13 protein-coding genes and 1 pseudogene are annotated in these 19,382 nt (G+C 66.2%); 10 read left to right on the forward strand and 4 right to left on the reverse strand.

Going from position 1 to position 19,382, the window contains the following annotated elements:
• The first annotated feature begins 6 nt into the window (after nucleotides 1–6).
• The 6 genes and pseudogenes from uvrC (at nucleotide 7) to EET10_RS12050 (ending at nucleotide 8,436) form a co-directional block, all read left to right on the forward strand.
• Entirely contained in the window at nucleotides 7–1,950 is a 1,944-nt protein-coding gene (gene uvrC / locus EET10_RS12025) for an excinuclease ABC subunit UvrC (RefSeq protein ID WP_036401135.1), read from the forward strand.
• Nucleotides 1,947–2,861: an RNase adapter RapZ gene (gene rapZ / locus EET10_RS12030; protein WP_122502169.1), complete on the forward strand. Its 915-nt coding sequence runs from the start codon at nucleotides 1,947–1,949 to the stop codon at nucleotides 2,859–2,861. Before uvrC ends, rapZ begins: the two co-directional genes overlap by 4 nt.
• A pseudogene (locus EET10_RS12035) lies at nucleotides 2,858–3,944 on the forward strand (YvcK family protein). Before rapZ ends, EET10_RS12035 begins: the two are co-directional and overlap by 4 nt.
• Nucleotides 3,941–4,918: a DNA-binding protein WhiA gene (whiA, locus tag EET10_RS12040; protein WP_099188293.1), complete on the forward strand. Its 978-nt coding sequence runs from the start codon at nucleotides 3,941–3,943 to the stop codon at nucleotides 4,916–4,918. Before EET10_RS12035 ends, whiA begins: the two are co-directional and overlap by 4 nt.
• Before the next feature lie 73 nt (nucleotides 4,919–4,991).
• Entirely contained in the window at nucleotides 4,992–6,377 is a 1,386-nt protein-coding gene (locus EET10_RS12045) for a WS/DGAT/MGAT family O-acyltransferase (protein ID WP_036401126.1), read from the forward strand.
• Nucleotides 6,378–6,672: 295 nt separating this feature from the next.
• On the forward strand, nucleotides 6,673–8,436 hold the full coding sequence (locus tag EET10_RS12050) for a transposase (RefSeq protein WP_136623064.1): 1,764 nt from the start codon (nucleotides 6,673–6,675) through the stop codon (nucleotides 8,434–8,436).
• Nucleotides 8,437–9,103: 667 nt separating this feature from the next.
• On the opposite strand, the gene EET10_RS12055 is transcribed toward EET10_RS12050, so the two are convergent.
• The 3 genes from EET10_RS12055 to EET10_RS12065 are packed head-to-tail and all read right to left on the reverse strand — an operon-like array spanning nucleotide 9,104 to nucleotide 12,756.
• Nucleotides 9,104–10,372 (reverse strand): alpha/beta hydrolase, encoded by a 1,269-nt coding sequence (locus tag EET10_RS12055; RefSeq protein WP_036401123.1) that lies wholly within the window; start codon nucleotides 10,370–10,372, stop codon nucleotides 9,104–9,106.
• Between the two features lie 5 nt (nucleotides 10,373–10,377).
• Complete coding sequence (gene fadD12, locus EET10_RS12060) at nucleotides 10,378–12,012, reverse strand: acyl-CoA ligase FadD12 (RefSeq protein ID WP_122502170.1); 1,635 nt, start codon at nucleotides 12,010–12,012, stop codon at nucleotides 10,378–10,380.
• Nucleotides 12,013–12,015: 3 nt separating this feature from the next.
• The gene (locus EET10_RS12065) at nucleotides 12,016–12,756 is read right to left on the reverse strand and encodes a lysophospholipid acyltransferase family protein (protein WP_099188764.1); all 741 of its coding nucleotides are present in this window, start codon (nucleotides 12,754–12,756) and stop codon (nucleotides 12,016–12,018) included.
• 273 nt (nucleotides 12,757–13,029) lie between these two features.
• On the opposite strand from EET10_RS12065, the gene EET10_RS12070 reads away from it, so the two are divergent.
• On the forward strand, nucleotides 13,030–14,298 hold the full coding sequence (locus EET10_RS12070; RefSeq protein WP_036401115.1) for a PucR family transcriptional regulator: 1,269 nt from the start codon (nucleotides 13,030–13,032) through the stop codon (nucleotides 14,296–14,298).
• A gap of 21 nt (nucleotides 14,299–14,319) precedes the next feature.
• Here EET10_RS12070 and EET10_RS12075 read toward each other — a convergent pair whose 3' ends face one another.
• Nucleotides 14,320–14,817: a Rieske (2Fe-2S) protein gene (locus tag EET10_RS12075; RefSeq protein WP_051490377.1), complete on the reverse strand. Its 498-nt coding sequence runs from the start codon at nucleotides 14,815–14,817 to the stop codon at nucleotides 14,320–14,322.
• A 132-nt stretch (nucleotides 14,818–14,949) separates the two neighbouring features.
• Here EET10_RS12075 and EET10_RS12080 point away from each other — a divergent pair, with 132 nt between their 5' ends.
• The 3 genes from EET10_RS12080 to EET10_RS12090 all read left to right on the forward strand — a co-directional run bounded on the left by EET10_RS12080 (nucleotide 14,950) and on the right by EET10_RS12090 (nucleotide 19,382).
• A complete protein-coding gene (locus EET10_RS12080) occupies nucleotides 14,950–15,150 on the forward strand; it encodes a hypothetical protein (RefSeq protein WP_136624729.1) in 201 nt (66 codons plus the stop codon).
• A gap of 530 nt (nucleotides 15,151–15,680) precedes the next feature.
• On the forward strand, nucleotides 15,681–17,399 hold the full coding sequence (locus EET10_RS12085) for a PE family protein (protein ID WP_099188295.1): 1,719 nt from the start codon (nucleotides 15,681–15,683) through the stop codon (nucleotides 17,397–17,399).
• Nucleotides 17,400–17,615: 216 nt separating this feature from the next.
• On the forward strand, nucleotides 17,616–19,382 hold the full coding sequence (locus tag EET10_RS12090) for a DUF3556 domain-containing protein (RefSeq protein ID WP_122502172.1): 1,767 nt from the start codon (nucleotides 17,616–17,618) through the stop codon (nucleotides 19,380–19,382).

Genomic DNA, 19,382 nt, shown 5'->3' on the forward strand with positions numbered 1-19,382 from the left:
GGGTACGTGCCAGATCCCGCAACGTACCGCCCCACGCCCGGGTCCATCCCGGTCGAGCCTGGCGTCTACCGGTTCCGGGACCCGCACGGGCGGGTGATCTACGTCGGCAAGGCAAAAAGTCTGCGCAGCCGGCTGACGTCATACTTCGCCGACGTCGCCCATCTGCATCCGAGGACCCGGCAGATGGTGACCACCGCGGCCAAGGTCGAGTGGACGGTGGTCAACACCGAGGTCGAGGCGCTGCAGCTGGAGTACAACTGGATCAAGGAATTCGACCCCCGCTTCAACGTTCGCTACCGTGACGACAAGTCGTATCCGGCGCTGGCCGTCACCCTCAACGAGGAATTTCCCCGGTTGATGGTCTATCGGGGTCCACGGCGCAAAGGTGTGCGCTATTTCGGGCCTTACTCGCACGCGTGGGCCATCCGGGAAACTCTGGATCTGCTCACCAGGGTGTTTCCCGCGAGAACCTGCTCGGCCGGAGTGTTCAAGCGCCACAAGCAAATCGAGCGCCCATGCCTGCTCGGCTACATCGACAAATGTTCGGCTCCTTGTGTCGGCAGGGTCAGCGCCGGGCAGCACCGCCAGATTGTGGAGGACTTCTGCGATTTTCTGTCGGGTAAGACCGACCGGTATGCCCGCGAGTTGGAACGTCAGATGAACACCGCGGCCGAGCAGCTGGATTTCGAGCGAGCCGCCCGGCTTCGCGACGACCTATCGGCGCTGAAGCGCGCCATGGAAAAGCAGGCCGTGGTGCTCGGCGACGGTACCGACGCAGACGTGATGGCCTTCGCCGACGACGAACTCGAAGCGGCGGTGCAGGTGTTTCACGTCCGTGGCGGACGGGTCCGCGGCCAGCGCGGCTGGATCGTCGAAAAGTCGGCAGACCCCGGGGATTCCGGTGAGGAGCAGTTGGTCGAACAGTTCCTCACCCAGTTCTATGGCGAGCAGGCCGAGTTGGGTAGCGCCGCAGACGAATCGGTCAACCCGGTTCCCCGCGAGGTGCTGGTGCCCTGTCTGCCGTCCAATTCCGGGGAGTTGTCCAGCTGGCTGTCGGGTCTGCGAGGCTCCCGGGTCACGCTGCGGGTACCGCGCCGCGGTGACAAGCGGGCGCTGGCTGAGACCGTGCAGCGCAACGCGAAAGAGGCGTTGCAGCAACACAAGCTGAAGCGAGCCGGTGACTTCAACGCCAGATCGGCTGCACTACAGAATATTCAGGAAGCTCTCGGGTTGGCCGACGCCCCGCTGCGCATCGAGTGTGTCGACATCAGCCATGTACAGGGCACCGACGTGGTGGGCTCGCTGGTGGTCTTCGAGGACGGCCTGCCGCGCAAGTCGGATTACCGCCACTTCGGGATCCGGGAGGCCGCCGGACAGGGGCGTTCCGACGACGTCGCCTCCATCGCAGAAGTGACCCGACGACGCTTCCTGCGCCACGTAAGTGATCAGAGCGATCCGAATCTGCTTAGCCCGGAAGGGAAGTCACGGCGGTTCGCTTACCCGCCCAACCTTTACGTCGTCGACGGCGGCGCACCCCAGGTCAATGCGGCCAAAGCCGTCCTCGATGAACTGGGTGTCAGCGACGTCGCGGTCATCGGCCTGGCCAAGCGGCTGGAAGAGGTCTGGGTGCCGTCCGAGCCGGACCCCGTCATCATGCCCCGCAACAGCGAGGGCCTCTATCTGCTACAGCGGGTGCGCGACGAGGCGCACCGATTCGCCATCACTTACCATCGGAGCAAACGATCCAAGCGAATGACGGCATCGGCGCTCGATGGGGTACCCGGATTGGGAGAACATCGTCGCAAGGCGCTGGTCACCCATTTCGGGTCGATCGCCCGCCTCAAGGAGGCCACCGTAGACCAGATCACCGCCGTTCCGGGTATCGGCGTAGCCACGGCTACGGCCGTCCTCGAGGCACTGCGCCCCGACCGACCGGAAGCTTCGGAATGACCGGGGACAGCCATCCCGGCCCGGGAAGCCCGGAAAACCATGCATCGCCCGATATCGACGTCGTTCTGGTGACCGGGTTGTCCGGAGCCGGACGCGGTACGGCGGCCAAGGTACTGGAGGACCTGGGCTGGTACGTCGCCGACAACCTGCCGCCCCAGCTGATCACCCGCATGGTTGACTTCGGGCTGGCAGCGGGATCGCGGATCACCCAACTGGCCGTGGTGATGGACGTGCGGTCACGCGGATTCACCGGCGACCTGGACGAGGTGCGCAACGAACTGGCCACCCGCAACATCACCCCCCGGGTGGTTTTCATGGAGGCGTCCGACGACATGCTGGTGCGCCGCTACGAACAGAATCGGCGCAGCCATCCGCTCCAGGGCCAGCAGACGCTGGCCGAGGGCATCGCCGCCGAGCGGAAGATGCTGGCGCCGGTACGCGCCAACGCGGATCTGATCATCGACACCTCGACCTTGTCGGTGCGGGGCCTGAGGGAAAGCATTGAGCGCGCGTTCGGCAGCGACGGCGGCGCGAGCACCAGCGTCACCGTCGAATCTTTCGGCTTCAAATACGGGCTGCCGATGGACGCGGACATGGTCATGGACGTGCGGTTCCTGCCCAACCCACATTGGGTCGACGAGTTGCGGCCCCTCACCGGCCAACACCAGGCGGTGCGGGACTATGTGCTGGAGCAACCCGGCGCAGCCGAGTTCCTCGAGACATACCATCGGCTGCTGTCCCTGGTCGTCGAGGGCTACCGCAGGGAGGGGAAGCGCTACATGACGGTCGCCGTCGGCTGCACCGGCGGTAAGCATCGCAGTGTGGCGATCGCGGAGGCACTGATGCGGCTGCTGGGTTCTGACTCGGGGCTTTCGGTGCGGGCGCTGCATCGGGATCTGGGTCGCGAATGAATACGCCGGGCCACCCGCCGCCCAGCCACAGCATCGTCGCTCTCGGCGGCGGCCACGGTTTGTATGCGACCTTGTCGGCGGCGCGGCGGCTGACCCCCTACGTCACGGCGGTGGTGACCGTCGCCGATGACGGTGGTTCCTCCGGCCGGCTGCGTAGCGAACTCGGCGTGGTGCCGCCCGGAGACTTGCGAATGGCGTTGGCGGCCTTGGCATCCGATAGCCCACACGGGCGATTGTGGGCGACCATTATGCAGCATCGGTTCGGTGGTGACGGCGCGCTGGCCGGACATCCGATCGGCAACTTGCTGCTTGCCGGCCTGTCGGAGGTGCTGGCCGACCCGGTCGCCGCGCTCGACGAACTCGGACGCATCCTGGGCGTCAAGGGCAGGGTGTTGCCGATGTGCCCGATCGCGCTGCAGATCGAGGCCGACGTGTCCGGCCTGGAGTCCGACCCGCGAATGTTCCGGCTGATCCGCGGCCAGGTGGCGATCGCGACCACGCCGGGGAAGGTGCGCCGGGTGCGGTTGCTGCCCGCCGGCCCGCCGGCGACCCGGCAGGCTGTCGACGCCATCATGGCCGCCGACCTGGTGGTCCTGGGTCCGGGCTCGTGGTTCACCAGCGTGATCCCGCATGTGCTGGTGCCGGGGCTGCTCAGCGCACTGCAGGCCACCACCGCTCAGCGGGCGCTGGTGCTCAATCTGGTGGCCGAGCCGGGGGAGACGGCGGGCTTTTCGGTGGAGCGTCACCTGCACGTACTGGCCCAGCATGCGCCAGGGTTCACCGTGCACGACATCATCATCGACGCCGAACGAGTGCCCAGCGAACGGGAGCGCGACCAACTGCGCCGGACCGCGACGCTGCTGCAGGCCGAGGTGCACTTCGCCGACGTCGCCAGACCTGGTACACCTTTACATGACCCGGGCAAGCTGGCGGCCGTCCTCGACGCGGTGCGGGCGCGTGACCGGGGCCCGGCGGCGACTCCGGTGACCACACAGGAGATACCGATCGAGGGTGGACGTCAACAGACCGGCGTGCACGGCGCTGGGCGGCAACGGACCGAGGAGTGACGACGCGTGGCGATGACGACCGAAGTCAAGGACGAGTTGAGTCGTCTGGTGGTCAAATCGGTCAGTGCGCGGCGAGCAGAGGTCACCTCCCTGCTGAGGTTCGCCGGTGGCTTGCACATCGTGGCCGGTCGGGTGGTCGTCGAAGCCGAGGTGGACCTGGGCAGCATCGCCCGGCGGCTGCGCAAGGACATCTTCGAGCTGTATGGCTACACCGCGGTGGTGCACGTGTTGTCGGCCAGCGGCATTCGCAAGAACACCCGATATGTCCTGCGGGTCGCCAATGACGGTGAGGCGCTGGCTCGCCAGACCGGGTTGCTGGATGTGCGTGGGCGTCCGGTGCGCGGCCTGCCGGCGCAGGTGGTTGGGGGCAGTGTCGCTGACGCCGAAGCCGCTTGGCGCGGAGCCTTTTTGGCACACGGATCGCTGACCGAGCCAGGACGCTCGTCGGCGTTGGAGGTGAGCTGTCCCGGCCCGGAGGCCGCGCTCGCGCTAGTGGGTGCGGCGCGTCGGCTCGGGGTCAGCGCAAAGGCCCGCGAGGTGCGCGGCACCGACCGGGTGGTGGTCCGCGACGGTGAGGCGATCGGCGCATTGCTGACCCGGATGGGAGCGCAGGACACCCGGCTGGTATGGGAGGAACGCCGGATGCGTCGCGAAGTACGCGCGACGGCCAACCGGCTGGCCAACTTCGACGATGCCAATCTGCGCCGCTCGGCCCGGGCGGCGGTCGCAGCGGCGGCGCGGGTGGAGCGTGCGCTGGAGATCCTCGGCGACTCCGTGCCCGACCATCTGGCCGCTGCCGGCAAACTGCGGGTCGAGCATCGGCAGGCATCGCTGGAGGAGCTGGGCCGCCTCGCCGAACCACCCATGACCAAAGATGCTGTGGCAGGACGGATCCGGCGATTGCTGTCGATGGCCGACCGCAAGGCGAAGGTTGACGGGATTCCGGACACCGAGTCCGCGGTGACGCCCGACCTACTCGAGGACGCATAACGGGCCGGTCGGCGCGATGTGAGATTCTCGTGAGAGCTGGCCCCGGCCGGTCGGTGCGGGCTATGGTCGCGGAATGAAGCGGCTCTCGAGTGTTGATGCGGCGTTTTGGTCTGCGGAAACTGCAGGCTGGCACATGCATGTGGGCGCGCTGGCGATCTGCGATCCCAGGGACGCGCCCGACTACAGCTTTCAGCGGCTCCGCGAACTGCTCGTCGAGCGATTGCCGGAGCTGCCGCAATTGCGGTGGAAGGTCACCGGCGCCCCGCTGGGCCTGGACCGGCCATGGTTCGTCGAGGACGAGGACCTCGACATCGACTTCCACGTCCGTCGTATCGGCGTTCCCGGTCCGGGCGGGCGACGCGAGCTCGAGGAGCTCGTCGGTCGGCTGATGTCCTACAAGCTGGACCGCTCCCGGCCGCTGTGGGAACTGTGGGTCATCGAGGGTGTCGAGGGCGGCCGGATCGCCACGCTGACCAAGATGCACCACGCGATCGTCGACGGCGTCTCCGGCGCCGGTCTGGGCGAAATCCTGTTGGACGTCACACCGGAACCGCGGGCGCCGCAACAGGAAACGGTTGGGTTCGTGGGATTCCAGATTCCCGGCCTGGAGCGGCGTGCCGTCAGCGCGCTGATCAACGTTGGCATCATGACGCCGTTCCGCATCGCGCGGCTGGTGGAGCAGACCGTGCGCCAACAGATCGCTGCTTTGGGTGTGCGCACCAAGCCACCGCGCTACTTCGACGCCCCCAAGACCCGGTTCAACGCGTCGGTGTCGCCGCACCGGCGGATCACCGGCGCGCGTGTCGAACTGGCTCGGGCCAAAGCCGTCAAGGACACTTTCGGTGTCAAGCTCAACGACGTCGTCCTGGCGCTGGTGTCGGGGGCGGCCCGCGAATACCTGCAAAAGCACGACGAACTGCCCGCCAAGCCGCTGATCGCGCAGATCCCCGTCTCCACCCGCACTGACGAGACGAAATCCGATGTGGGCAACCAGATCAGCTCGATGACGGCCTCGCTGGCAACCCACATCGAGGACCCCGCCGACCGACTCAAGGCGATCCACGAAAGCACCCAGAGCGCCAAGGAAATGGCCAAGGCGCTCTCGGCGCATCAGATCATGGGTCTGACCGAGACCACACCGCCGGGGCTGCTACAGCTGGCCGCCCGCGCGTATACGGTCACCGGACTGTCGCACAACCTTGCTCCGATCAACCTGGTCGTCTCCAACGTGCCCGGTCCGCAGTTCCCGCTGTACATGGCCGGCGCCAAACTGGATTCGCTGGTTCCGTTGGGGCCACCGGTGATGGACGTCGCGCTCAACGTCACCTGCTTCTCGTACATGGAGTACCTGGATTTCGGTTTTGTGACGACACCGGAAGTGGCCAACGACATCGACCAGATGGCCGACGCCATCGAACCGGCGCTGACCGAACTCGAGCACGCCGCCGGCTTGCGTTGACGCTGTTGTCGCCCCGTTAGCGCGGATTTCCGCGTAGTTGGTTCGGGGCAACACCCGCGCGTAGCGAGAGCCGCCTGACCTGCGGTTTCTTGGTGATTTCGGGTGTGGATCACTGACCTATATTGTGTATAGCTGGCTGTCATTATAGACAATTGGTGATCGTTGGCTGTCGTAATCGTCGAGCGGAGCGACGGGTAGAATCGCACTCTGAATTCAGCAATCGTTGCAGTTCAACACTTTCCGTGCCGGCATGTCGTAGTGCTAGCTTGCCGAGTAGAACTGTTAAAATTGTTGTGTGCCAGCTAGATCACCACAAGATCGAGAAGTGCGGGCGTTCACCGCGCCGGAGCAGGTGAACCAGCGCCGCTACGAGGCGCTGCGCGCGTTCTTCGTCGAGGGCCTGTCCCATGCCGAGGCCGGCGAGCGGTTCGGCTACACCCGGTGGGGAATGGTCAACCTGGTGCGCGACCACCGGGCCGGCAAGCTGGAGTTGTTCGCCCCGCAACGCAAGCCCGGCCCCGCACCGGGCACCGCGCCGGCCAAGGAGCGGGTCCGCGCCCGGGTGATCGAGCTGCGTCGCGAGGGGCTGTCCACCTACGAGATCTCCGCGCGGCTCGCCGGCGAGAACACCCCGCTGAACCGCACCAGCGTCGGCGAGATCCTCACCGAGGAGGGATTCGGGCGCCTGCTGCGCCACCCCGAACCGGTCGCCAGCACCAGCCCGGCCACCCCAGGACGGGACACCCGGCTACCGCGCACCGGCAAGCTGGACTTCCAAACCTGGCCCGCCACAGTCGAAACCGGCAAGGCGGGGCTGTTGCTGTTGATCCCGGACCTGGTCGCGCTGGGGCTGCCCGAGCTGGTGCGCCGAGCCGGCTATCCCGGCACCCGGGTGGTGCCCGCGACCTCGTGGTTGCTCTCGCTGCTGGCGTTGAAGCTGACCCGCACCCGCCGCGTCTCCCACGTCGATGACCTGCTGATCTCCGACCCGGCCGCGGCCCTGTTCGCCGGACTGGCCGCACTGCCGAAAAAGTCCGCCCTGACCGACTACTCCTATCGCACCGGCCACGACCACCAACGCCGCTTCCTGGCCGCACTGGATGCGAAGATGATCGACGGCGGGCTCGCCACCGGCGAGAACGCAGTCTTCGACCTGGACTTCCACGCCGTCATGCACTGGGGCCACGACCCCGCGCTGGAAAAGCACTACGTGCCCACCCGCTCGCAACGCGCCCGCTCCGTGCTCACCTTCTTCGCCCAAGACACCGGCACCCACAACCTGGTCTACGCCAACGCCGACCTGTCCAAAGCCACCCAGGCCCGCGAGGTCATCGCCTTCTGCGACCACTGGAAAACCGTGTCCGGCACCGACCCGGCCATGCTGATCATGGACCAGAAGGTCACCACCCACACCGTGCTCGGCGAACTCAACGACCGCGGCGTCAAGTTCCTGACCCTGCGCATGCGCTCGGCATCCCTGGTCAAACAGATCGACGCCCTCACGGGCAAAGACTTCACCACCGTGACCCTCGACCGGCCCGGAAAGTTCAACCGCCCCAAGGTATGTGAAACCACCGGCGTACACCTGACCGGCTACCCCGCCACCGTGCGGCAACTCGTCGTCACCGGGCTCGGCCGCGACACCCCCACCGTGATCATCACCAACGACCACGACCTGCCCGCCAAGGCCCTCATCGCCCACTACGCGCGGCGCATGACCATCGAGCAACGCCTCGCCGAGATCATCCAAGCCTTCCACGCCGACGCGCTGTCCTCAGCGGTCAACCTCAACGTCGATCTCGACATCATGCTCTGTGTGCTCGCCCAGGCCCTCACCGCCGCCCTGCGCAACCGACTACCCGGCTACGCCGCCGTCACCCCCGACGTGCTGCAACGCCGCTTCCTCGAAACCCCCGGCCAGATCACCACCACCAACGACACCATCACCGTCCGACTCGACCGACGCGCCTACACCCCCGTCCTCCGCCAAGCCGACCTGGCACACGACACCACCGTCCCATGGTGGGGAAACCGAACACTCCGCTACGAATTCAACTGACCAACTTGTGCCGAACTTCCTGCGCGGAAATCCGCGTTAGCTGTCGGGCGACTGCGACTGGTCTGGTCAGTAACCCGTGGCCGCCCTTTCCGCAGGTGGGATGCGGCCGCAGTTTGCATGAGCCGCGTGGCGTTGTCCCTGGGGTCTGCCCGGCGGTCCACGGGTCGGGTGGCTCGGTGGCCGACGATGACCGGGAATCAGGCGTTGGGCTAGAAGATACTGACGGTGACTTCCAGGACGTTTCCCGAGCCGCTGTGTCGGCTCGCTCATCGCGTAGGTGGTCTGTTCGGAGATCGGATGCTTCCGCGGCCCCACAATGCTTTCGGGCTTCGATATGCTCGAGCACTGCTTGTGACTCGCGGGCGCCTAGTCCTTCCTCGAACCTGTTGTGATGGATGGTATTCGGGAGAACCTGCCGGGTCGACTGTGATGCCGCCATATCGAGTGTGCGATGACGGCTTTGAGTGTGCGTGGAGGGCGGGAACTTCGCGCTGGGACCGCCCTGGCGGCACAGTCGGGGCCGTCAGCGCACAGTCGACGCCATGCATGCACACTCGATGCCATGAATGCACACTCGACGCCCCCGCATTTCAGCTCCCCCGCACCGCAGCCCCGAACGCTGGCAGCGACGAATTCGTTGCGCACGTTGGCTTGTCGGACCTGGCAGCTACCGCGCGCCTGGTCCGTTCGTCACATAGACCCAGGACAGAAACCGGGCTACCGCCTCGGCGGCCTGATGTGCGCGCGGGGAACCGAAGATGTCGAAAGCGTGTTGGGCATTGGGCAATTCGGCGTAAGCGACCGGGGACTTCGAGACCCCGCGCAATTCGTCGACGAATTCCCGGGCTTCCACGACCGGGATGAGGGAGTCGTCGGCGCCGTGCAGCACGAAGAACGGCGGTGCGTCGGCGCGCACGTGATGAATCGGCGAAGCATCGACGAATATTTGCCGATGCTTGCTGAATTTGCGTTTTACCACGAATCTTTCGAGCAGCCCGATGAATTCGGGTCGCCCGGCGGCGTCGGTGGAATACCAGTCGTAGCGCCCGTAGAAGGGAACCGCTGCGACAACCGAGGTGTCGGCATGTTCGAAACCGGGTTGAAACCGGGGTTCATTGGGCGTCAGTGCCGCCAGGGCCGACAGGTGTCCGCCGGCCGAACCTCCGCTGATCGCAACGAAGTCCGGATCGCCGCCGTAGGCCGTGATGTTCTTCTTGACCCACGCCAGCGCACGTTTCACGTCGACGATGTGCGCGGGCCAGGTGTGCAGTGGAGAGACCCGGTAGTTCAACGACACGCAGACCCAGCCCCGCGAAACCAGATGGGCCATCAAGGGATACGCCTGCGGCCGGCGCCAGCCCATCACCCACGCGCCACCGGGCACCTGCACCAGCACCGGCGCCTTGCCGTCGCGGGGCAGGTCGCGGCGGCGCCAGATGTCGGCCAGGTTGGCGCGCCGATGCGGGCCGTAGGCCACGATATTGGTCTTCTCGACATAGCGCCGGCGCGCCACGGTGGTGCGCAGCGGCAGGTTGCGCCGGCCCCGGCGCGTCGGCTCGGTCGGCAGCGCGGCGAGCTCCTGAGCGTAGTCCGGTCCCAGCCCTTCGCTCAGCCCCGCTTCCAGCACCGGGCCCGGAGTCGTGATGCCGCGGTAGCGGATCACCCCCAAGATGGCCCATGCCGCAACGGTCAACGCCAACGCCGTCTTTCCCTTCGGCCCGGCGAAATCGCCTCGGCGGCCGCGGCGCACCGCGTCGAGCACCGAGGCGCTCAGATACATTCCCGGCACCTCCGATGCCGGCCAGCCGAACCAGAACACCAGGGCCGAGGCGTAGGGGTGGCGGGTGATCGGGTGAAATCCGTTGGCGGCGTTGACGAGTTCGACGGCTCCGCGGGTCAGCGGCCGGGGACGGCGCGCCAGCCTCAGCAGTCGCACCCCCCTCATGAGCCGCGCACCTTGGACTGCAGTTCGGCGCGCAGGATCTTGCCGGTGCTGCCGCGCGGCAGCTCGTCGAGAACCGTGATTTCGCGCGGCACCTTGTAGTTGGCCAGGTTGTCGCGCACATGCTGTTTGAGGGCCTCGGGGGCCGCGCCCCTGTCGAGATGAGCCTCGGGCGCCAGCACCACGAACGCCGCGAGCCGCTGGCCGTACTGCTCGTCGTCCACGCCGATCACCGCGGCTTCGGCCACCTCGGGATGGGTGGCCAGCGTTTTCTCCACCTCGATCGGGTAGACGTTCTCGCCGCCGGAGACGATCATCTCGTCGTCGCGGCCGACCACGAACAGCCGTCCGTTCTGGTCGAGGTAGCCGACGTCGCCCGAGGACATGAACCCGGCATGGAAGTCCTTCGTGGTGCCGGAGGTGTAGCCGTCGAATTGGCTCTCGTTGCGGACGTAGATGCTGCCGACCTCGCCGATGGGCAGCTCGTTGAATTCCGGGTTCAGGATGCGGATTTCGGTGCCCTCAGCGGGTTTGCCCGCGGTGTCGGGCGCGGCGCGCAAGTCGGCGGGCGTCGCGGTGGCGATCATGCCGGCCTCGGTGGCGTTGTAGTTGTTGTAGATTACGTCACCGAACTGGTCCATGAAGGCGATGACGATATCGGGGCGCATCCGCGAGCCCGACGCCGCGGCGAAGCGTAATGACCGGCCGCTGTAGCGACGACGCACCTCGGCGGGCAGCTCCATGATCCGGTCGAACATCACCGGCACCACCGCCAGACCCGTTGCCTGGTAGCGGTCGACGAGGTCGAGCGTGGCCTCCGGATCGAACTTGCGCCGGGTGATGATCGTGCACGCCAGGGACGCGGCCAGCACCAGCTGCGAGAAACCCCAGGCGTGGAACATCGGCGCCACGATCACGATGGGTTCCTCGGCGCGCCACGGCGTGCGGTCCAGGACCGCCTTCAGCGTGCGGACTCCGCCACTGCCACCGGAATGCGTTGCGCCCTTGGGTGTTCCGGTGGTGCCAGACGTCAGCAGGATCAACTTGCCTTTGGTGCCGGGACGCTGAGGCTGCTTCCCGGAGTGCGCGGCGATGAGTTCTTCGACGGTCAGCTCGTGCCGGTTGTCGGTCCATGCCACGATACGGTTAGCTTGCGGTTTGCCCGCGAAGGCGCGATCCACCGTCGCGGTGAACTCTTCGTCGTAAATCACTGTGTCGACGTTTTCCCGGCTCACCACGTCGGCCAGCGCGGGACCGGCGAATGACGTGTTGAGCAGCAAGGTGTGGGCCCCGATCCGGTTGGTCGCTATCAGGGCCTCGACGAACCCGCGATGGTTGCGGCACATGATGCCGACGACTTTCGGGGGACCGGCTGGCAAGTCCTGCAGCGCGGCGGCCAAGGCGCTGCTGCGCTCGTCGAGCTGCCGCCAGGTGAGCGCGCCGAGTTCGTCGATCAGGCCCGGACGGTCCGGGCAGCGTTGGGCCGCACCGGCGAAACCCGCGGTGAATCCCATACCTTCGCGCCGCATCGCGGCGGCGATCTTCAGGTAACGGTCCGGTCGCAGTGGTGCGATCAGCCCGGCGCGCCGCATCGTCGTGATCAGATCGAGAGCCTCGTTGACGCGAGATGCCATGGCTCAGCCCAGAATCGGGAAGCGACGCGAGGCTGCGAGGTTGTCGAGGGCTTCCTGCATCACTGATCGCACATGCGTGTCGACCTCGTCGATGTCGGGGTTCTCGCCGAAGCGTGCGGTGATGTCGATCGGATCCAGCACCTCGGTGACGATTTTGGTCGGCAGCGGCAGGTTGGGCGGAATCGCGGCGCTGAACCCGAACGGAAAACCGAACGAGAGCGGCAGAATGTCGCTGCGCAGCAGCCGCTTTAGTCCGAGATGCTCGGCCAGCCAGGTGCCGCGCGACAGGTAGAGCTGCGTCTCCTGACCACCGATGGACACCGCGGGCACGATGGGCACGCCGGCTTCGATCGCGGTGCTGACATATCCCTTGCGACCGTTGAAGTCGATGACGTTCTCGGCGAACGTGGGCCGGTAAGCGTCGTAGTCACCGCCCGGAAACACCATCACCACGCCACCGGAGCGCAGCGCCTTGGCTGCGTTGTCCCGGCTGGCCCGGATGTAGCCGGTGCGCCGGAACAGCGACCCGGTCAGCCCCATGAACAGAATGTCATGGCTGAGCGTGTAAACCGGCCGGTCGTAGCCGAACTTCTCGTAGAAATCGACGCTGAAGATGGGAACGTCCATCGGGAACATTCCGCCGGAATGGTTGCCGACCACCAGCGCTCCGCCGGGCGGAAAAGAATCCAGGCCATGCACCTCGCACCGGAAGTACGTCTTCAAGATGGGGCGCATGACACTCATCAACCGCTTGGTCAGGCCGGGATCCCACTTGTCGATCTCGGGACCCCCGATGTCGGGGCTGTCGGTGCTCACATTCCTCCCTCGAGGCTGTCTCTGGGCTGCGTTGCCGTCGAGTCCCTCGATGGTAGCGAGCGGTCTCGGACCGGTGCGCCGGCATCGGTGGCGAAACCGCTCCGCTCTCGTCCGTGGCCGGGCACAGTGTTCATGTGATGCCCGCCTCCGGCCGGGCAACAGTGTTTCAACGACGCTAGCCCAACCCAGGAGGGACCCAGAGTGGCACAGGTCGGTGGCGGGGTCGGCGGCAGCCCCATTTCGGTGATCGCCCGGCAGATGGACACGATTCGCGACCAGTTCATCGCGGAGGTGTTCGACACCATGAAAAACGAAATCCAGGGGCTCGACTACGACAGCCGGATGACGGACATGTGGCAGGCCAGTATCACCGAGAATTACGTCGCAGCCGTTCACTACCTGGAACGGGACGCGCCGACATCGTTGCTCGAAGCGCCACCCGCCGCGCTGGCCTACGCGCGGGCAGCGGCGCAGCGCGATGTGCCGCTGGCGCCGTTGGTTCGGGCGCATCGACTCGGCCATGCACGCTTTCTCGAGGTCGCGATGCAGTATGTGTCGCTGTTGGAACCCGCGCAGCGAGTGCCGACCATCACCGAGTTGGTGAATCGTTCGTCGCGAATCGTCGACATGGTGGCCGACCAGATGATCATCGCCTATGAAGAGGAACACGAACGCTGGCTGAGCCGGCGTGGCGGCTTGCAGCAGCAGTCGGTCAGCGAGTTGCTGGCCGGTACCCCGGTGGACGTGCAGCGCGCCGAGAAGTTGTTGCGGTACCGGCTGGACGGGATGCACGTCGCCGCGGTGGTATGGGTCGATGCGGCGGTGCCAACCGGTGACGTGATGGCCGTGTTCGAGCAGGTCCGTTGCCTGCTAGCCGCCGAGCTGGGCTTGGTGGGTGGCTCGCTGCTGGTGCCGACCGACGAACGGGAGGCGCGGCTGTGGTTTTCGGTCTGGGACGACCGCGCCGGTGTTCCGTCGCGCCTGCGCACAGCGTTCGAGTCGGCAGGTATCCGAGCACGGCTGGCCTGCGGCCAGCCGGCAGACGGGTTGCGCGGTTTCCGCGCATCGTTGAAACAGGCCCAGTTGGTCAAAGCGGTGGCGCATGCCGGTGGACCCCGTCGCGGCGCCCGGGTGGTCTGCTACGACGACGTGGCGCCGATAGCGCTGATGGCCGTCGACGTGGATGCGTTGCGGTGCTACGTCGCGGAGGTACTGGGCGAGCTCAGCGTGGACGACGAGCGTAGTGAGTGGCTACGCGAGACACTGCGCGAGTTCTTGGTGCGCAATCGCAGTTATGTCGCGACAGCCGAAGCTATGCTCTTGCACCGCAACACCATTCAGTACCGGGTAGCTCAGGCGATGGAGTTGTGCGGAGGCCGCTTCGACGATCCCGATGCCGTGTTCAGGGTGCAGGTCGCGTTGGAGATCTGCCGGTGGATGGCTCCGGCGGTGCTAGGAGCACCAAGGTAAGGGGATTTCTTGTTGCGCCTGTTAGGCAGCGGGGAACATGTCACCACCGATCGCCGGTGGCTCCGGCCGCAACTGTTCAGCCCGGGTGGCAGTGCGAACCTCGATGCGCCCGTTGGTTTCCCGCACGTCCAACCGGGGCTGGCTGGCAGTGGCGGGTCCGCGCACCAGCGTTCCGACGCGTACGTCGAACTGTGACCCCTGGCATGGGCAGGTGAACACTGCGCCTTCCAGCTTGCCCTCGCTCAGCAGACAGCCGCGATGGCTACACCGGTTGTGAATGGCATGGAGCCCGCCGTAATGGCGCACCAGCAGTACCGGCGCGTTTTCGGCATCCGTGCCGTGCAGTTGTTCGTCACCAAGCTCGGTGCTGTCAAGCACCGCCGTCGACTGCGGCGGACCGGGGTCGAACGCGGTTTGATTGACGCCGACCCCGCGCACATATGACATGCGGCCGCCGAGGTATCCGCTGAACCCAAGTACGGTGGCCCCGGCGAACGCGAGCAGCGTGCCGGATCGCACCCCTCGCGCCGACGGGCTCTCAATGAGGCGGTGTAAACCAGCAGTGCGACGCTGTTCAGTTCGGCATGGACCAGACCGACGCGGCGTACCCCGTCGTCGGACTGTTCGGCGTCGGCCCAATCGCTGATGCCGGTGACTGCGGTGGGTAAGGCCGCGGCAACGCCCACGCTGATCAGCCGCCGTGCGGCCGTCGCACCGGAGTGGGGCGCGATCACATCCAGCAGCGACGCCGACGGCGTGGCCGCGCCAAGCCTGGGGCAGGAGAGCTCATCCCGATCGGTCCGGCCTCCGACTCCAGCGGTGCGTTTTCGCGGGGCGCTCATCGACCCGTAGGCGACACAGACCAAACACGTTATGCTGCAGCGTGTTTGAGGTAGGCGGGCGAGAAATTCGGGCGACCCAACCGGGTACCGGGCCCGGCGGGGTGGCTAGGATGCGAAGTCCTTTTATGCTGCGCGCACCAAAGTGATCTTGAGCTTCAGTGCGTGCGCATATGGTGTCCATCCGCCTTGGACCTTTAGCGTATGCGTACGTCAATTCGCAAGACCACGTGAAAGAAGCTGAGGGCTCGGGTCGTGGTCGCTTGGGACCGCGACGAGTTGTCTGAGGCGGCAGCGGGTAACCGTCCGTGCGTGTTGAGGAATCGCGCATGGCTGAGCCCGAGCCGGCCGAGGCAGCCGAGCGGTGGCGTCGCCGGGTCCGCCAGAGGGGGGCGGACCCGGCGGGCGCTCGCCGGGTTGGGCCAGTTCGGCCGGTTTCGGCCGGTTTCGGCGTAGTCGCGTGACTCGTTAGCTACCCTCCAGCCACCGCGGGGCGGCGCCGATGCCGACCAAACGGGCAACCGGAGGGTGGTAGTGGCGGGAATGTCGTTTGTGCTGGTCGAGCCGGACATGATGGCGTCGGCGGCCTCGGATGTGGCCCGCATCGGTGCCGCGATCAGCGCGGCCAACGACACGGCAGCGGCCACCACCACCCAACTGCTCGCCGCAGGCGCCGATGAGGTGTCGCAGGGGATCGCCGCGCTGTTCGCCGCGTACGCGCGGGACTATCAGGCCGTCAGCGCCCAGATTGCGGCGTATCACGACCACATTGTCCGGGCGCTCGGGGCGGGGGCGGAGGCGTACGCCGGCGCCGAGGCCGCCAATCGCACGCTGGTGCAGCCGTCGCCGAACGGGACCGGCGGGGGCGGGCCGACTGTTCTGATCATGGGACCCACCGGAAACCCGGGACCGTCGTTTCGCTACTTGCAGCAGGTCTACAACCTCTACATCCGCCCCTTCTACCCGGGCTCACCGGTATTCGGTGTGACCACGCCGGAGCAGTTCCAGCCGTTCACCGGAATCCCCAGCCTGACCTTTGACGAATCGGTGGCCGCGGGTGCCGCCGATCTGCACGCCGCGATCATGGCCCAGCACGCCGCGGGACACGACGTGGTGGTCCTCGGCTTCTCCCAGAGCGCTTCGGTGGCCACCGCCGAAATGCGTTACCTGGCAAGCCTGCCGGCCGACCTACGGCCCGGCCCCGACCAGTTGTCCTTCGTGCTGCTCGGTGATCCCAACAATCCCAACGGTGGCTTACTCGCCCGTTTTCCGGGGTTGTTCGTGCAGCCGATGGGTCTCACGTTCAGCGGCGCGACGCCGAGCAACCTGTATCCGACGACGGTGTACACACGCCAATACGACGGCTTTGCCGACTTCCCCCAGTACCCGCTCAACATTCCCGCCGACCTCAACGCGCTGTTGGGTATCTATTACGCGCACGGCACCTATCAGGAGCTGACCCCGGCACAGATCGGGGCGGGTGTGGTTCAGCCGGTGTCCCCGGACGACGTCTACACCACCTATATCTTGCTTCCCAGCGACCATCTGCCGCTGTTGCAGCCGCTGCGCGGCCTTGTGCCAGCGCCGCTGCTGGATCTCGTCGAGCCGGATTTGCGGGCGATCATCGAATTGGGTTACGACCGAACCGGATACGCCGACGTACCCACCCCGGCCGGGCTTTTCCCGACCCATATCGACGCTCTCACCCTTGCCGGCGCGACCGCGCACGGCATCGACCATGCGCTTGCCGATGTCGGCTTGCCGCCGCTACCGAAGGTGGCGATCCCGGATGTGCCGCTGCCGCAGCCCCCGTCGGCGCCCACGCCGGCCGTGCCAGCCGCACTTCCGGTCCCGCCACAGATCGGCGGCGCCATCGACGGGCCGCTGGAGTACCTGCCCGGTTCACTCGACACCGTCATCAACGACACACTCGATCCGGCCCTCACGTCAGCCATGTATCAGGCCGGCGATTCGCTCCTCGGCGCCGCGCTCAGCCAGGGCGCGTCTCCGCAGCTCATCAATGCGATCGTCGTCGCCCAGCAGATGATGCCGGTTCTGGTGGAGGGGCCCGGGTATTTCGTGACCGCCGATGCCCAGTACCTGGCCGAGGGCATCGGCGACTTGGCCGCCGGCGACCTCAACGGGTTCAGCCAGAACATGCAACTCATCCCGGCCACCAATATCACCCTGAGCATGTTCGGCGCGGGAATCGCCGGGGTGGCCATTGCGGCGATCGTGAGCGGTCAGCCGTTCCCGACCTGATCCGTGACGCCGACGACTCCGAATATCCGGGTGTGAAGGCGACGATCCGGAAGAGACCGAAGCGACGGCCTCGCCAGATGACCGGCGGTGGTGCGAACATCTATGTCAGAGGCACCGAGGGGGCCAACGATGCGCAGCACCGACCACCGAGTTGTACGACGCCGATTCACCTTGCCCATCAATTGATTTCACATCGGACCAATCAGGAAGGCCGCCATGGGTTTCATGTCACCGGAGCTTCCGGACGTCGACCCCGCCACCTGGCAGACCCTGCCACGGGCAACGAGGCTGCAAATCGTCACCCGGCATTGGGTCGAGCACGGCTTCGGAACCCCGTATGCCGCGTATCTGCTGTATCTGTTCAAGATTGGCGTGTACATCGCCGCGCCCGCGGCGATCATCTCGCTCACGCCCGGGTTGGGCGGGCTGGGCCACATCGCCGACTGGTGGAGCCAACCGATCGTGTACCAGAAGGTCATCATCTTCACGCTGCTGTTCGAGGTAATGGGCTTTGGCTGCGGCTCCGGCCCGCTGACCGGCCGCTTCCTGCCGCCGGTCGGCGGATTCCTATATTGGTTGCGGCCCAAGACCATTCGACTACCCGCCTGGCCGGACAAAGTCCCGTTCACCGGCGGCGATAGCCGTACCGTCGTCGACGTCGTCCTCTACGCCGTCGTGCTGGCGGGTGGGGCGTGGGCGCTGGTGTCCCCGGGACACGGCGGACCCGTCACCGGGGCCGGCGACGTCGGCTTGATCGACCCGGTGCTGGTCATCCCGACGATCGTGGCCCTGGCGCTGCTGGGTCTGCGCGACAAGACGATCTTCCTCGCGGCCCGCGGTGAACACTATTGGCTGAAGCTGTTCGTGTTCTTCTTCCCGTTCACCGATCAGATCGCGGCGTTCAAGCTCATCATGCTCGCACTGTGGTGGGGCGCGGCGACGTCCAAGCTCAACCACCACTTCCCGTACGTCGTCTCCGTGATGACGAGCAACAACGCGCTATTGCGCAGCAGGTTGTTCAACTGGCTCAAACACCTGCTCTACCTGGACCCGGTCAATGACCTGCGCCCGTCCTGGCTGCCCAAGCTGATGGCCCATGTCGGGGGGACCACCGCGGAATTCCTGGTCCCCGGCGTGCTGGTCTTCGCCGCCGACGGCCATCCCTGGCGATGGTTCCTCATCGGGTTCATGGTGATCTTCCACCTCAACATCCTTTCCAACCTTCCGATGGGGGTGCCGTTGGAGTGGAACGTGTTCTTCATCTTTTCGCTGTTCTATCTTTTCGGGCACTACGGCGCGATCCAGGCAACCGACCTGCAGTCACCGCTGCTGCTGGCCATCGTGATCGCCGCGGTGGCCGTGGCCGTTGCGGGAAACCTTTTCCCCGAAAAGATTTCGTTCCTGCCGGCTATGCGTTACTACGCCGGCAACTGGGCCACCAGCGTGTGGTGTTTCCGCCCCGGGGCCGAGGACAAGCTCGAGGCCAACGTCGTCAAGAGCTCTGCGCTGGTGGTCAATCAGGTGACCAGGCTCTACGGCGCCGACCGCGCGGAAATCATGATGGACAAGACCGCGGCGTTCCGGGCGATGCACACTCACGGCAGAGCGCTCAACGGTTTGGTTTCCCGCGCCGTGGGGGGCGAGGTCGACGAAACCGACTACAGCGTGCGTGAGGGCGAGCTGATTGCCGGGCCGCTGGTCGGCTGGAATTTCGGCGAGGGCCACCTGCACAACGAACAACTGTTGGCCGCGGTGCAGCGGCGGTGCAATTTCGAGGAGGGTGACATCCGCGTCGTCATCCTCGAGGGTCAACCGATCCACGTCCAAAAGCAGTGGTACCGCATCGTCGACGCCAAAGCCGGTGTGCTCGAGGCCGGCTATGTCGAGGTCAAGGACATGCTGTCGCGTCAACCGTGGCCGGAATCCGGCGACCAATTCCCCGTCCACGTCACGACTCAGCGCGCTGCGCCAGGTGCGCCATAA

Source organism: Mycobacterium pseudokansasii (genome assembly GCF_900566075.1).
Lineage (GTDB): Bacteria > Actinomycetota > Actinomycetes > Mycobacteriales > Mycobacteriaceae > Mycobacterium > Mycobacterium pseudokansasii.